The 14,314-nt window shown below is 72.7% G+C and carries 11 protein-coding genes; 7 read left to right on the top strand and 4 right to left on the bottom strand.

The features are described from left to right. Positions 1 to 133: 133 nt before the first annotated feature. Positions 134 to 892, bottom strand: coding sequence for a nucleotide exchange factor GrpE (gene grpE, locus ACIBD9_RS31460; RefSeq protein WP_396723097.1), 759 nt, complete (start codon positions 890 to 892; stop codon positions 134 to 136). Between the two features lie 48 nt (positions 893 to 940). Then, positions 941 to 2,800, bottom strand: a complete 1,860-nt coding sequence (dnaK, locus tag ACIBD9_RS31455) for a molecular chaperone DnaK (RefSeq protein ID WP_366337429.1) — start codon at positions 2,798 to 2,800, stop codon at positions 941 to 943. A gap of 220 nt (positions 2,801 to 3,020) precedes the next feature. Between dnaK and ACIBD9_RS31450 the strand changes: the two genes are divergently transcribed. The 3 genes from ACIBD9_RS31450 to ACIBD9_RS31440 are packed head-to-tail and all read left to right on the top strand — an operon-like array spanning position 3,021 to position 7,804. Continuing rightward, positions 3,021 to 4,841 carry an ABC transporter gene (locus tag ACIBD9_RS31450; RefSeq protein WP_396723096.1) on the top strand — a complete coding sequence of 607 codons (1,821 nt, stop codon included), beginning with the start codon at positions 3,021 to 3,023 and terminating at the stop codon, positions 4,839 to 4,841. Next, positions 4,838 to 6,523, top strand: a complete 1,686-nt coding sequence (locus ACIBD9_RS31445; protein ID WP_396723093.1) for a GTPase — start codon at positions 4,838 to 4,840, stop codon at positions 6,521 to 6,523. Before ACIBD9_RS31450 ends, ACIBD9_RS31445 begins: the two co-directional genes overlap by 4 nt. A 57-nt stretch (positions 6,524 to 6,580) precedes the next feature. Further along, a complete protein-coding gene (locus tag ACIBD9_RS31440) occupies positions 6,581 to 7,804 on the top strand; it encodes a hypothetical protein (RefSeq protein ID WP_396723091.1) in 1,224 nt (407 codons plus the stop codon). A gap of 95 nt (positions 7,805 to 7,899) precedes the next feature. On the opposite strand, the gene ACIBD9_RS31435 is transcribed toward ACIBD9_RS31440, so the two are convergent. Further along, a complete protein-coding gene (locus ACIBD9_RS31435) occupies positions 7,900 to 8,523 on the bottom strand; it encodes a phosphatase PAP2 family protein (RefSeq protein ID WP_396723088.1) in 624 nt (207 codons plus the stop codon). Positions 8,524 to 8,588: 65 nt separating this feature from the next. Beyond that, positions 8,589 to 9,512: a hypothetical protein gene (locus tag ACIBD9_RS31430; protein ID WP_396723085.1), complete on the bottom strand. Its 924-nt coding sequence runs from the start codon at positions 9,510 to 9,512 to the stop codon at positions 8,589 to 8,591. A gap of 524 nt (positions 9,513 to 10,036) precedes the next feature. Between ACIBD9_RS31430 and pdhA the strand changes: the two genes are divergently transcribed. The 4 genes from pdhA to ACIBD9_RS31410 all read left to right on the top strand — a co-directional run bounded on the left by pdhA (position 10,037) and on the right by ACIBD9_RS31410 (position 14,074). Beyond that, positions 10,037 to 11,212 carry a pyruvate dehydrogenase (acetyl-transferring) E1 component subunit alpha gene (gene pdhA / locus ACIBD9_RS31425; protein WP_396723082.1) on the top strand — a complete coding sequence of 392 codons (1,176 nt, stop codon included), beginning with the start codon at positions 10,037 to 10,039 and terminating at the stop codon, positions 11,210 to 11,212. After that, the gene (locus ACIBD9_RS31420; protein ID WP_238660916.1) at positions 11,212 to 12,201 is read left to right on the top strand and encodes an alpha-ketoacid dehydrogenase subunit beta; all 990 of its coding nucleotides are present in this window, start codon (positions 11,212 to 11,214) and stop codon (positions 12,199 to 12,201) included. The genes pdhA and ACIBD9_RS31420 overlap by 1 nt, the downstream gene beginning before the upstream one ends. Before the next feature lie 5 nt (positions 12,202 to 12,206). Beyond that, entirely contained in the window at positions 12,207 to 13,718 is a 1,512-nt protein-coding gene (locus ACIBD9_RS31415) for a dihydrolipoamide acetyltransferase family protein (RefSeq protein ID WP_396723104.1), read from the top strand. A 218-nt stretch (positions 13,719 to 13,936) separates the two neighbouring features. After that, positions 13,937 to 14,074: a hypothetical protein gene (locus tag ACIBD9_RS31410; protein WP_165435866.1), complete on the top strand. Its 138-nt coding sequence runs from the start codon at positions 13,937 to 13,939 to the stop codon at positions 14,072 to 14,074. Positions 14,075 to 14,314 lie beyond the last annotated feature (240 nt).

The following is a 14,314-nucleotide window of genomic DNA, read 5'->3' as shown; positions in this document are numbered from 1 at the left end:
CCGCCCGGTTTTAAACGTGGTGGCGCCCCCCCCCCCCCCCACCCCCCGCCCCCCCCCCCCCCCCCCGGGGGGGCCCGGCCCCCCCCCCCCCGGGGGGGGGGGGGGGGCCCCACGGCCCGGTCACTGTCTGGCACTATTCCGGATCCGCGACCGCGACCAGCGCGGGGCGCAGCAGCCGCTCACCGAGCTGGTAGCCGCGTCGCATGACCTGTACGCAGGTCGGCTCGCTGACGTCGGCCGAGGTCTGGTGCGCGACCGCCTCGTGCCGGGTCGGGTCGAACGGGTCGCCCTGCTCGCCGAAGGCGTTCAGGCCGAACTTGCCCAGCGCGGTGGTGAGCTGTTCCGCCACCGTGCCGAACGGCCCGACCAGGTCGCCATGTTCCCGGGCCCGGTCCAGGTCGTCCAGGATCGGCAGCAGCGCGGCCAGCACCGAGCCGGTCGCCTGCTCCTGCACGAGGCTGCGGTCACGGTCGACCCGCTTGCGGTAGTTGGCGTACTCCGCCGACACCCGCTGCAGGTCCCTGGTCCGCTCGTCGAGCTCGGCCCGGAGCGCCTCCAGCTCGGCGCCGAGCGAGGTGCTCGTGCCGCCGCCGTCCGCCGGCTGCGCCGGGGCGTCCACCACCGGCGGACCGGACGGCTCCGGCCCGTCGGTGGAGTTGACCTCGACCTCGATCTCGTCGACCACGACCTCGGCGTCCTCGACCAGACCCTCGGCCGGTACGCCGGTCTCCGCGTCCGCGGCGGTCCCCGCCGGCTCGGCGGTGTCGACGAGCTTACGGTTGTTGCGGATGACGACCCGCTCCCCGTCGCCGGTGGTCGGCTCCGTGGGCGCGGAGCCACCCGGCGTCGACCCGGTGTCGCCCGGGTCGGCGGCTCGTGGCTTCTGCGTCATGCGGCTACCTCATCCCCTTCGCGGTGGAAACGTGTCGGAGGGCGACGGTCACTTCTTGCCGTCCTCGTCCACGATTTCCGCGTCGACCACGTCGTCGGCACCGCCGGCCTGCGGGCCGGTCGCGCCGGTCGCACCCGGGCCGGGCTCACCACCCGGCTGCTGACCCTGCTCGGCCTGCTGCGAGTAGAGCAGCGAGCCGGCCTGCTGGGAGACCTGCGCCAGCTTCTCGTGCGCGGACTTGATCTTCTCGATGTCCTGACCGCCGAGGGCGCCACGCAGCTCGCCGAGCGCCTCGTTGAGCTGCTCGCGGTTCTCGCTGGGCAGCTTGTCGCCGCTCTCGGCGAGGAACTTCTCGGTCTGCCACTGAAGCGCCTCGGCCACGTTGCGGGTCTCGGCGTCGTCGCGGCGGCGCTTGTCCTCCTCCGCGTGCTCCTCGGCGTCCCGGCGCATCCGCTCGATGTCGTCCTTCGGCAGCGAGGAGCCGCCGGTGATCGTCATCTTCTGTTCCTTGCCGGTGCCCAGGTCCTTGGCGTGCACGTTGACGATGCCGTTGGCGTCGATGTCGAAGGCGACCTCGATCTGCGGCACGCCGCGCGGCGCCGGCGGGAGGCCGGTCAGCTCGAAGGTGCCGAGCTTCTTGTTGTAGGCCGCGATCTCGCGCTCACCCTGGAACACCTGGATCAGCACCGACGGCTGGTTGTCGTCCGCCGTGGTGAAGACCTCGGAACGCTTGGTCGGGATGGTGGTGTTGCGCTCGATCAGCTTGGTGAAGATGCCGCCCTTGGTCTCGATGCCCAGGCTCAGCGGGGTCACGTCGAGCAGCAGGACGTCCTTGACCTCACCCTTGAGCACACCGGCCTGGAGGGCGGCGCCGACGGCGACCACCTCGTCCGGGTTGACGCCCTTGTTGGGGTCGCGACCGGTGAGCTGCTTGACCAGGTCGGTCACGGCGGGCATCCGGGTCGAACCGCCGACCAGGATGACGTGCTCGACGTCGGAGATCTTGATCCCCGCGTCCTTCACGGCCTGCTCGAACGGGCCCTTGCACCGGTCCAGCAGGTCCTGCGTCATCCGCTGGAACTCGGCGCGGCTGAGCGTCACGTCGAGGTGCAGCGGGCCGGCCGCGCCGGCGGTGATGTACGGCAGGTTGATGTTGGTGGTGGTGGCGGCGGACAGCTCGATCTTGGCCTTCTCGGCGGCCTCACGGAGCCGCTGGAGGGCCATCTTGTCCTGACCGAGGTCGATGCCGTGCTCACCGCGGAACGTCTTGACCAGGTGGTCGATGATCCGCTGGTCCCAGTCGTCGCCACCGAGGTGGTTGTCACCGCTTGTCGACTTGACCTCGATGACGCCCTCGGCCAGCTCGAGCAGCGACACGTCGAAGGTGCCGCCGCCGAGGTCGAAGACCAGGACGGTCTGCTCCTTGGAGCCCTTGTCCAGCCCGTACGCCAGGGCGGCCGCGGTCGGCTCGTTGACGATCCGCAGCACGTTGAAGCCGGCGATCTCACCGGCCTCCTTGGTGGCCTGGCGCTGGCTGTCGTTGAAGTAGGCCGGGACGGTGATCACCGCGTCGGTGATCTGCTCGCCCAGGTACGCCTCGGCGTCCCGCTTGAGCTTCATCAGCGTCCGGGCCGAGATCTCCTGCGGGGTGTACTTCTTGCCGTCGATGTCGACGGACCAGTTCGTGCCGACCTCGCGCTTGACCGACCGGATCGTCCGGTCCGGGTTGGTCACCGCTTGGCGCTTGGCGACCTCACCGACGAGCACCTCGCCGTTGCGGGCGAACGCGACGATCGACGGAGTCGTCCGCGACCCCTCAGCGTTGGCGATGACGGTGGGCTCACCGCCCTCGAGAACGCTGACGCAGGAGTTCGTCGTGCCGAGGTCGATACCGACCGCACGTGCCATCTTCGCTTCCTCGCTTCGTAAGGTTGTGCAGGTGACGGGCGTCGCCCGTGGGCTGCTGGCGAGCACCGCCCGCAGCGGGCCCCACCACAAGTTGAGTGAACTTGACTCAATAGTGCCACGCGTTGGCCAATCGTCAAGTTGACTTGAGTCAACCCGACGCAACCCACCCGTTATTACCGTCCGGTTGTCTTCCCTTGCATCGGTCGGGCACGCTTTAGCGGTGACGACGCACGGCGATCCCGCCACCCGTTCCGGCGCGCCCGCCGTCGCAGCCCGCACCGACCCGTCGGACGCCGCGGAGGAGCCGCCCGCCACCACCGGGGACGACGGCCTCCCCGGGGCGCTGTCGGGCCTCCGGGAGGCGATCGGCGCGACCCGGTATCCCCTCGCACTGCCCTCTGCCGGCCCCGCCCGGCACACCGCCACCGCCCTCACCGACCAGCTCGACGACTACCTGCTGCCCCGGCTCGCCCGGCTGGACGCCCCACTGCTCGTGGTGGTCGGCGGCTCCACCGGCGCGGGGAAGTCGACCCTGGTCAACAGCCTGGTCAAGGCCCGGGTCAGCGCGGCCGGCGTGCTCCGGCCGACCACCCGTTCCCCGGTGCTGGTCTGCAACCCGTCCGACGCGGCCTGGTTCCGGCAGGGTGACCTCCTGCCCGGGCTGACCCGCACCACCGAGCCGAGCGACGACCCGCGCGCCCTGCACCTCGTCACCGCCCCGGCCCTGCCCGCCGGGCTGGCCTTCCTCGACGCGCCCGACATCGACTCGGTCGTCGACGCCAACCGGGCGCTCGCCACCCAACTGCTGGCCGCCGCCGACCTGTGGCTCTTCGTCACCACCGCCGCCCGGTACGCCGACGCGGTGCCCTGGGAGCTGCTGCGCAGTGCCCGCGCGCGCGGCGCGGTGATCGCCATGGTGCTGGACCGGGTGCCCGCCGAGGCCACCGAGGAGATCGCCGCGCACCTGACCGAGATGCTCGCCGAGCAGGACCTCGGCCGGGCGCCGCTGTTCGTGTTGCCGGAGACCTGGGTCGACGGTCAGGGGCTGCTGCCCGAGGGGGTGACTGCGCCGTTGGCCGACTGGTTCGCCCGGTTGGCCGCCGACGTGGACGCGCGGGCGGCGGTGGTCCGCCAGACCCTCGACGGGGCGCTGGCCGCGCTCCACCCCGCCGTGGAGGAGCTGGCCGACGCCGCCGACGAGCAGCTCGCCGCCGCCGACGGGCTGGACGAACGGGTCCGGGCCGCGTACCGGGGTGCCGAACGCACCGTCGAGCAGGGGCTTCAGGACGGCCGGTTGCTCCGCGGTGAGGTGCTCGCCCGCTGGCAGGAGTTCGTCGGCACCGGTGAGCTGTTCCGCACACTGGAGGCCCGGATCGGCCGCCTACGGGACCGTGTCGTGGCCGCCGTCACCGGTCGACCGGCGCCCTCGGTCGAGTTGCGCAACGCCATCGAGTCCCAGCTGGTGACGCTGCTGCGCGGAGTGGCCTCGGAGGCCGCCGAGTCCACGTACACCGGGTGGAAGGCACACCCGGCCGGTGCCGGGCTGCTCGACCCGGCGCTCGCGCACCCGAGCGACGACCTACCCGAACGTGCCGAGCGGATGGTCCGGGACTGGCAGCGCGGCGTGCTGGAACTGGTCCGGGTCGAGGGCGGCGACAAGCGGTTCGTGGCCCGCACCGCCGCGTACGCGGTGAACGCCACCGGGCTGGCCGTGATGATCGCCGTCTTCGCCTCCACCGCGTTCATCCCGACCGGGCTGGAGTTGGCCACCGGGGCCGGCACCACTGTCGCCGCGCAGGCCGTCCTCCAGGCGATCTTCGGCGACCAGGCGGTGCGTACCCTCGCCGCCAAGGCCCGCACCGACCTGCTGGACCGGGTGCGGACGCTGCTCGACGCGGAGGCCGACCGCTTCCTGAACCGCACCGCCGACGCCCGTCCCGCCGCGGACGCCGGCGACGGGTTGCGCCGGGCCGCCGGCCGGGTCGAGTTGGCCCGGCATCGCAGCGGGCTGTCCACCGGCGACGAGGAGGGTTTCCGGTGAGCAACATCGCCGGCCGGGTACGTGAGGTGTTCCGCGGGGACCAGCGGGTCGACGCCGACGCGCTGATCGCCCGACTGGAGGCGGTACGCCGGTTCCTGACCGCCGTGGACGGCCTGCTGCCGGACGCCGAGCTGGTGCCCGCGCACACCCTGGTCGAGCGGGCCGGCACCCGGCTCGCGCTGTCCCGGGACCACACAGTGGTCGCCCTGGCCGGTGCCACGGGCAGCGGCAAGTCCAGCCTCTTCAACGCGCTGGCCCAGCTGGAACTCTCGCCGGTCGGGGTCCGCCGGCCGACCACAGGCGTCACCCACGCCTGCGTGTGGGGGCCGTTGGAGGGCGCCAACCGGCTGCTCGACTGGATCGGCGTGCTGCCCCGACACCGCTTCGTCCGGGAGAGCGCCCTGGACGCGGACGACGAGACGGCCCTGCACGGCCTGATCCTGCTCGACCTGCCCGACTTCGACTCGGTGCAGCGATCCCACCGGCTCGAGGTGGACCGACTCCTCGGCCTGGTCGACCAGGTGGTCTGGGTGGTCGACCCGCAGAAGTACGCCGACCGGGTCATCCACGACAGCTACCTGCGCGAGTTCCACCGGCACCGGGACGTCACAGTGGTCGTGCTCAACCAGGCCGACCGGTTGCCCCCGGCCGAGGTGCCCCGGGTCCTGGACGACCTGCGTCGGCTGCTCGACACGGACGGGCTGACCGGTGTGCCCCTGCTGGCCACCACCGCCATCGATCCGGCCGGGATGGTCGGGCTGCGCAACGCCCTGGAGCGCACGGTCGCCGAGCGGCAGGCCGCGTTGCGCCGGCTCGCGGGTGACGTCGACACTGTCGTCGCCGGCTTGGACGAGCTGGTCGGCTCGGCCCGGCCGGCAGGTGGGCCGGACGACGCCGCCAGCAACGGGCTGAACCGGGCGTTGGCCGGGGCGGCCGGGGTGCCCGCGGTGACCGAGGCCGTGGAGCGGGCGTACCGGCACCGGGCCGGCGCGGCCACCGGCTGGCCCGTGGTCCGCGGCTGGCGGCGGTTGCGACCCGACCCGCTGCGTCGGCTGCACCTGCCCGGCCCGACCGGCGACCAGACCGACCCGGCGGAGAGCCTGGTCGCGGCCACCTCGGTACCGGACCCGACGGCCGCCCAGCGCTCGGCGCTGGGCCTCGCCATCCGCGCGGTGGCCGACCGGGCCGCCGCCGACCTGCCGGCCGCCTGGCCCGCCGCGGTGACCTCCGCCGCCCGGTCCCGCCTCGGCGACCTGCCGGACGCCCTGGACCGCGCGATCGCCGGCACCGACCTCGGCCTCGACCGCCGACCGCTGTGGTGGCGGGTCGTCGGCGGGGTGCAGTGGTTGGTCACCCTCGCCGCCGTGGTCGGGCTGGGCTGGCTGGCGCTCGGCTACGCGCTGCGGGCGCTCGGCCTGCCCGCGCTGGACAACCCGATGGTCGGTCAGGTGCCGCTGCCGACCCTGCTGCTGCTCGGCGGCCTGCTGGCCGGGCTGCTGGTGGCGGCGCTTACCCGCCCGGTGCTGCGCTGGGCCGCCCGGCGTGCACGGGCCCGCGCCGAACAGCGGCTGACGGCGCGGGTCGCCCAGGTGGGCGACGAGTACGTGCTGACTCCGGTCCGGATCGTGCTCGGCTCGTACGCGCAGGCACGCGACGCGCTGCGGGACGCCGCACGCCGCTGACGCTCCGCACGGCTCGCTACCGCTCTGCGTACGCCTCGGGCGGCGTAGGGTCGGAACATGGCCACGCCTCAGACCCCCTACGACGCGGTGCTGCACGCCGCACGCGACGTGACCAAGCTGGAGTCCGCCCTCGACGCCGAGATGCTCGGCAGCGCCCTGCTGGGCAGTGTCTACGCGATCGCGGAGACCGACCGCGACGCCGCCGTACGGGAGTTCGTCACCGGCTTCCTCGCCGCCACCGCCCGTCGCAGGATCGCGGCGGCCACCACCATCCGGCAGGTCTTCGCCACGCTCGTCCCGACCGCCGTGGGGACCGAGCGGGTGCGTCCGGGCAGCCAGGCGCCCATCTGGACGGCCCAGCTCGGCCGGGTGCACCTCACCGGCACGTGGGCGTACGGCGACGTGTACGGCGACCAGACCTCCTACCTCGCGACCTTCGCCTATGACGACGAGTCCGGCGGCTCGGAGCACGCGCTGGTGGCCCTGGTGGACCACAACATCGGGATCACCAAGGACATTTTCGTGGGCGGGCCGGCCGAACGGATCCTGGACCAGGTCCGGCAGATGTGCGCCGACGACGAGCTGACCTGGTTCCGCACCGAAGATCCGTCCCGGCTCCGGGGCGAGGTGGCCCGCCATCTGGCGGTCACCGACGACCTGGGCGAGTTGCCCGGCGAGGGGTCGCTCGCCACCGACCGGGCGTTGGTCGGCGCCCGGCTGGCGATGCTGCCCACCGCGGCCGACCCGACCGGTCCGGCGGAGGTCGAGCCGCTCTCCGCGGCCGAACGCACCGACCTGGTCCGACGGTTCCTCGCCGCGCCGGAGGCCGTCCGCTTCGGGCTGGACGCCGTCGACGGCCCCGAGTTGGCCTCCCTGCACTTCTGCCTGAGCCTGCTGCTGGACCACTCGGCGAGCTTCCCGGACGCCGACCCGATGCGCTGGAGCCCCGCGGTGTCCGGGCTCTTCCTGCTCGACTGGGTGCACCGCCGGGCCGTGCTGGACATGGACGACGCGGCGATGCTGCCCCGGGTGCTGCGGGCCTGGGCGCGGTACGCGTCGCGCCAGCGTGGGCTGCCCGAGGCGGCGGCGACGCGCACCGACGAGGCGATCGAGGAGATGGTGCCGGAGTTCGCCCGCCTCTACTCGACCGGTGAGCGGCGCAGCGCGGCCACCGCCGCGGTGGCGCAGCTGATGGCCGACGGGGTGGACCCGGACGACCCGGCCGCACTGGACGCGTGGATCGAGGCGAACCGGCACCGCCTCGCCGACGACGGCGCCTGACAGCGCCCGAGGGTGGGCGGCTCCGCGCCGCCCGCCCCTTGACCGGCCAGCACCGCCTGGCCCGGGCCGGGCTAGCGCAGCGTGCATGAGCCGGGCTAGCGCAGCGGGCCGAAGACCACCGCGGCGATCAGGGCACCGAGCGCACCTCCGGCGAGCACCTGCGCCACCGTGTGGTCCCTCAGCCGTACCCGGGACCAGCCGACCACGGCCAGCAGCGGTGCGGTGACGAGCAGCCAGGTCCCGAAGGTCAGCATCAGGATGACCAGCGCGCCGGCGGCCACCGCCGAGTGGATCGACATCTTCCACCAGTGGCTGACCGACACGGCGACGACGAGGCCCACCAGCCCGGCCACCGCCAGCGCCAGCACCGGCCGGGGCGCGCCCAACACGGCGAGCAGGGCGAGCCCTGCCGCGACCGAACCGAGGCCGACCAGCAGCGGCGCCCGACGCTGCTCCCGGCGGCCGACGTGGTGGTCGGTGAGCCGGCCTCGGCGTACTCCGCCGACGATGTAGGCGAACGGAATGCCGGTGACGAAGAGAGTGGCGAGCAGACCCCACACGAGGCCCTGACCGGGGCGGCGTGCGCTGTGCCAGCTCACCGTGAGGATCAGCAGCGACACGAGCACCGCCGGTGCGGTCACCTCGGTGACCAGCCGTGCGATCCGCAACGCCGGGCCGGGTCGGGTGGTCACCGGGCGGAGTTCCGCACCGCCGCCCACGCCACCCCCTCCGGTACGCGCCTACCCCCGAACACCGCCGACGCCGGACGGGCCGCGCCTGATCGTCACCGTACCGCCGGGAACCCCGCGGGGTGCGTCGGTCGGGCCAGCGGTGCCGGGTCGACGCTCGGCGGCGAGGCGACGGCCGACGGCGACGGGATCGCCGGGCTGGGTCGGCGGGTCGGTGCTGCCGGCGGCGGAGGTGTGGGGGCGGGCACGGACCGGGTGCTGGTTGGCACGGCGGTCGCGGTCGCCTCGTCGGTCGGCGTGGGGGTCGGCCCCAGCGTCGGGTCCAGTGTGGGCGTCGGGTCCACCGTCAGGGTGGGGGTCGGATCGGGATCGGCCGAGCCGGTCGGGTCCGGGTCGGTGGGGTCCGGGTCCGGCGAGTCGGTCGGGTCCGGATCGGTCGGGTCCGGGTCTGGCGGGTCGGTCGGGTCCGGCGGGTCGGTCGGGTCGGGGTCGGTGGGGTCCGGTTCCGGCGGGTCGGTCGGGTCCGGGTCGGTCGGCGGCGGAACGACGGGCGGGGGTACGGGCGGCGAGGTGCCCCGAGTGGGCTTCGGTGCCACCGGCGGAGCGGTCGTCCGCCAGGCGGGCCTGGGATCGGCTGCGGCGGGCCCTTCCAGTGGCCGTCGCGGGGCGGCGGGCAGCCAGCCGCTGGTCGGACCGACGCTGGGTGTGCCGAGCGGTGGGAGCGGCGGTTGGCTGGTCATCGGCAGCGGGATCACCACCGGCCCGACGGACGGGGTCGGCATGAACGGGGTGCTGCTGTCCGGCAGGGCGGTGCTGCCCGGGGTGGCCGAGCCCGCGCTGATCGCGGCGAGGATGGGCATCGACGCGGTGCCGGCGAGCAGCGCGACCGTGAGCAGGTAACCGCGGGTGGGGCCACCGGCGCCGGGGGCGCGGTGCACGCCGACCATCCGGCGGTAGCCGCCGACCAACCGGTGTCGACCGAGCGCTGGTGTGCCGGGACCGTCACCTGGCTCGTACACCGCACACCCCTTTGTCGTCGGCCGTCGGAGACATGGATGGACGCCGCCGGAGGCAAAAGCCCGACAAATAACCCGATAGGCGCGATCCTGCGGGGATCAGCCTCGCGCAGTCACCCTCGGTCAGCCAACCTCCACCGCGTGTCGACACGCGGTGCTGGCCGAACGGTGACGAATCGTGCCGCAACACATGGGAAACGCGGGCCGGCACGATGGCGACAAACGGCGTCAAAGCAAGGGCGGCCGGAATGCGGGGGCAGGCGTACTGTGGGCGCGCTCACCTGCTCTGCGAATATGGACCACGACGGCAACGCAGCCGTGACCTCCGCGCACCCTCGCGGCAGGCGCGGTTGAGCGCCGGCGCTCCCGATCCGGGCTCGGCCAGAACCCGGATCACGCCGTGCGGCAACCCCCACCGGGGCTAGGCGCGGCCGCCAGGAACCGGTCCGGCAGCAGCCGGACAGGCGCACGAGTTGCGCGGCCGGGTGACCCCCCGGTGCCGACGCAGACACGACAGGGAGAGACCGATGGCAAAGGGCGACCCCGGGGGCACCACCCGCAGCAGGCGGGCTGCATCCCGCTCCAGGAAGGGCGCGGCCGGCGACCCCGCGCTGGTGCAGCTACTCACCCCCGAAGGCGAGCGGATCGACAGCGCCACCGGGCCGGACGGCACCGAGTACCGCGTCGACTTCACCGACGAGGAGTACCGCGGGCTCTACCGCGACCTGGTGCTGGTTCGGAAGCTGGACGCCGAGGCGACCGCTCTGCAGCGCCAGGGCGAGCTGGGCCTCTGGGCCAGCCTGCTCGGCCAGGAGGCCGCCCAGGTCGGTTCCGGGCGGGCGCTGCGTACCCAGGACATGGCCTTCCCGACCTACCGGGAGCACGGCGTCCTCTACTGCCGGGGCATCGACCCGATCATGCCGCTCGGCCTGTTCCGCGGTGTCGACCAGGGCGGCTGGGACCCGAACGAGTTCAAGTTCAACATGTACACGATCGTCATCGGCGCGCAGACCCTGCACGCGACCGGCTACGCGATGGGCATCACCATCGACGGCAAGACCGGCACCGACGACGGCGAGGCGGCGATCGCCTACTTCGGCGACGGTGCCACCAGCCAGGGCGACGTGAACGAGGCGTTCGTCTGGGCCAGCGTGTTCAACGCGCCGCTGGTCTTCTTCTGCCAGAACAACCAGTACGCGATCTCCGAGCCGCTGGAGCGGCAGACCCGCGTCCCGCTCTACCAGCGGGCCGCCGGCTTCGGCTTCCCCGGCGTACGGGTGGACGGCAACGACGTCCTCGCCACGTACGCGGTCACCCGCACCGCGCTGGACAACGCCCGCCTCGGCCAGGGCCCGAGCCTCATCGAGGCGTACACCTACCGGATGGGCGCGCACACCACCTCCGACGACCCGACCCGCTACCGCATCGCCAGCGAGGTCGAGGCGTGGCAGGCCAAGGACCCGATCGCCCGGGTCAAGGCCTTCCTGGAGAAGCAGCAGATCGCCGACGCGGGCTTCTTCGCAGAGGTCGACGAGCAGGCCCGCCGCGAGTCGGTGCACCTGCGCGAGCGGGTGCTCGAGATGCCGAACCCGGAGCCGGTGACGATGTTCGACCACGTCTACCCCAACGGGTCTCCGCTGCTCGACGAGCAGCGCGCGAAGTTCAGCCGCTACATGGAGTCGTTCGAGGGGAGCGCCCACTGATGGCCACGGAGACGCTCACCATCGGCAAGGCCCTCAACACCGGTCTGCGCCGCGCCCTGGAGAACGACCCCAAGGTCATCATCATGGGCGAGGACGTCGGCAAGCTCGGCGGCGTCTTCCGGATCACCGACGGTCTCCAGAAGGACTTCGGCGACCAGCGGGTGATCGACACCCCGCTGGCCGAATCCGGCATCATCGGCACCGCCGTCGGCCTGGCCATCCGTGGTTACCGGCCGGTCTGCGAGATCCAGTTCGACGGCTTCGTCTACCCCGCGTACGACCAGATCGTGTCGCAGGTGGCGAAGATGCACTACCGCTCGGGCGGCCGGCTCAGCATCCCCATGGTGATCCGGATCCCGTTCGGCGGCGGCATCGGCGCGGTCGAGCACCACTCCGAGTCACCGGAGGCGTACTTCGCGCACACCGCCGGCCTCAAGGTCGTGACCTGCGCCAACCCGCAGGACGCGTACGTGATGATCCAGCAGGCCATCGCCTCGGACGACCCGATCGTCTTCCTGGAGCCCAAACGGCGCTACTGGGAGAAGGGCCAGGTCGACCTGGACGCGCCGCTGTCCGACGCGTACCCCCTGCACTCGGCCCGGGTCGTGCGGCCCGGCACCGACGTCACCGTGCTGGCCTACGGCCCGATGGTGCGGACCTGCCTGGAGGCGGCGACCGCCGCCGCCGAGGACGGCCGGGAGCTGGAGGTCATCGACCTGCGCTCGCTCTCGCCGCTGGACCTGACCGCGGCGTACGAGTCGGTGAAGCGCACCGGCCGCGCGGTCGTGGTGCACGAGGCGCCATCCAACATCGGCCTCGGCGCCGAGCTGGCCGCCCGGATCACCGAGGAGTGCTTCTACTCCCTGGAGTCGCCCGTGCTGCGGGTGACCGGCTTCGACATCCCCTACCCGGCCGCCCGGGTGGAGGAGGAGTTCCTGCCCGACCTCGACCGGGTGCTCGACGCCGTCGACCGCACCTTCGGCTGGTGAGCGACATGTCCCGGATCAAGACGTTCAACCTGCCCGACCTGGGTGAGGGGCTGACCGAGGGCGAGATCCTGGCCTGGCTGGTCAAGGTCGGCGACACCATCGAGCTGAACCAGCCGATCGTCGAGGTGGAGACGGCGAAGGCGGCCGTGGAGATCCCGGCGAAGTGGGCCGGGCAGGTGCAGGCGATCCACCACCCAGAGGGCACCACGGTCGAGGTCGGTACGCCGATCATCGCGATCGACACCGACCCGGGAGCCGGCCCGCTGGAGACGCCGTCGACCACGGCCACGCCCAGCGGTGACCTGCCCACCCCGTCGGCGGCCTCGCTGGCGGCGGTGGAGGTGGCACCGGCCGAGGGCATGATCGAGCCCGGCCTGATCGGCGGAGTGGCCCCGGGTGGGCGGACGGCGGTGCTGGTCGGCTACGGCCCGCGTACGACCGCCGCGAAGCGCCGCCCCCGCAAGGGCGCGGTGCCCGCGCAGGCCGTGACGGCTCCCGCCGCCCCCGCTGGGGTCGATCATGGAGTTGTGGTGGGTGACAAACCAGCTGCGACCTCCACGATTCCGGCACCACAGGTCCATGATCGACGCGACGGGGCAAGCGGCGGGGCGAGCGGCGGGGCGAGCGGCGGCGCGGTGCTGGCCAAGCCGCCGGTGCGCAAGCTCGCCAAGGATCTTGGGGTCGACCTCACCACGTTGACCGGGTCGGGGCCGCTTGGCTCGATCACCCGGGAGGACGTGCAGCAGGCGGCGAGCGGTGCGAGCGTGGTGGTTGCCGAGCCGATCGCGGCCACGACGACCGCACCCAGCTTCGGCACGGACCGGGAGCAGCGCATCCCGGTCAAGGGCGTTCGCAAGCTGACGGCCGAGAACATGTCCCGCTCGGCGTTCACCGCCCCGCACGTGACGGAGTTCCTGACCATCGACGTGAGCCGGGCGATGAAGGCCCTGGACCGGCTGCGCGGCCGGCGGGAGTGGCGCGACGTACGGGTCTCGCCGCTGCTGCTGGTGGCGAAGGCGGTGCTGCTGGCGGTGCAACGGCACCCGATGGTCAACTCGACCTGGGCGGGCGACGAGATCGTGGTCAAGGAGTACGTCAACCTGGGCATCGCGGCAGCCACCGAGCGCGGTCTGATCGTGCCGAACGTCAAGGACGCCGGCCGACTCTCGTTGCGGGAGTTGGCGGACGCGCTGACCGACCTGGTGCAGACGGCGAAGTCCGGCCGTACCTCGCCGGCGGCCATGTCCGGCGGCACCCTGACCATCACCAACGTCGGCGTGTTCGGCGTGGACACCGGCACCCCGATCCTGCCGCCGGGTGAGTCCGCGATCCTGGCCTTCGGCGCGGTGCGGGAGATGCCCTGGGTGCACAAGGGCAAGGTCAAGGTTCGCCAGGTCACCACGCTGGGGCTGAGCTTCGACCACCGGATCATCGACGGTGAGCTGGGTTCGAAGTTCCTGCGCGACATCGGCGACTTTCTCACGGATCCGGAGGCGGCGCTGCTCGCCTGGACCTGATCGTCCGAAACGCCAGCCACGGCCGGTGTGCCACGGGTTAACGCCCGGCACACCGGCCGTGTCCGTTGGGCGACGGAACCGTCGGCCAGAGTGCCTGTTGACCTTTGATTGTTAGGCAGGTGTCTCAGCTCACCTAATAATCGATGGAAGTTCGCCGGCTTCTGCGGTTGAATAGACGCATCAGGGGCTGACAACCGAATAGCTAGGGGGACCCACCAATGAGCATGATCGAGCGAATCCGCAACCACCGCGACGCCACCCGCCGCGCCCGTGCCATCGAGCACGCGCTGCGCTCGGCGAACTCGCCGGCAGTTCGCGAGGAGATCCTCGTCATCGCCCAGCGTCACATGAGCTGACGCTCCACGACATTCCTCACCTCCTCCAGATCGATGGCCCACCCGGCCCACCGGGTGGGCCATCGGCGTTTCCCAGCCACCCACCACCGGGATTCCGCCCTGCCGCAGCGCCCGGTACGGTGGGCTTCGGTCGCCGCCCGCCGACCCGGCAGAGGCCGAGCCGACAGAAGCTGCTCGACACCAACCGGCCACGGTGAGTGACGGCCAGTGCTCCTTGGACGTGTCGTGCCACCACCCGAT

Origin of the sequence: Micromonospora sp. NPDC050784 (assembly GCF_044456765.1) — a bacterium.
Classification (GTDB): domain Bacteria; phylum Actinomycetota; class Actinomycetes; order Mycobacteriales; family Micromonosporaceae; genus Micromonospora; species Micromonospora foliorum.
Note: the sequence above shows the minus strand (reverse complement) of the source record. Positions and strands in the feature narration are given on the sequence as shown.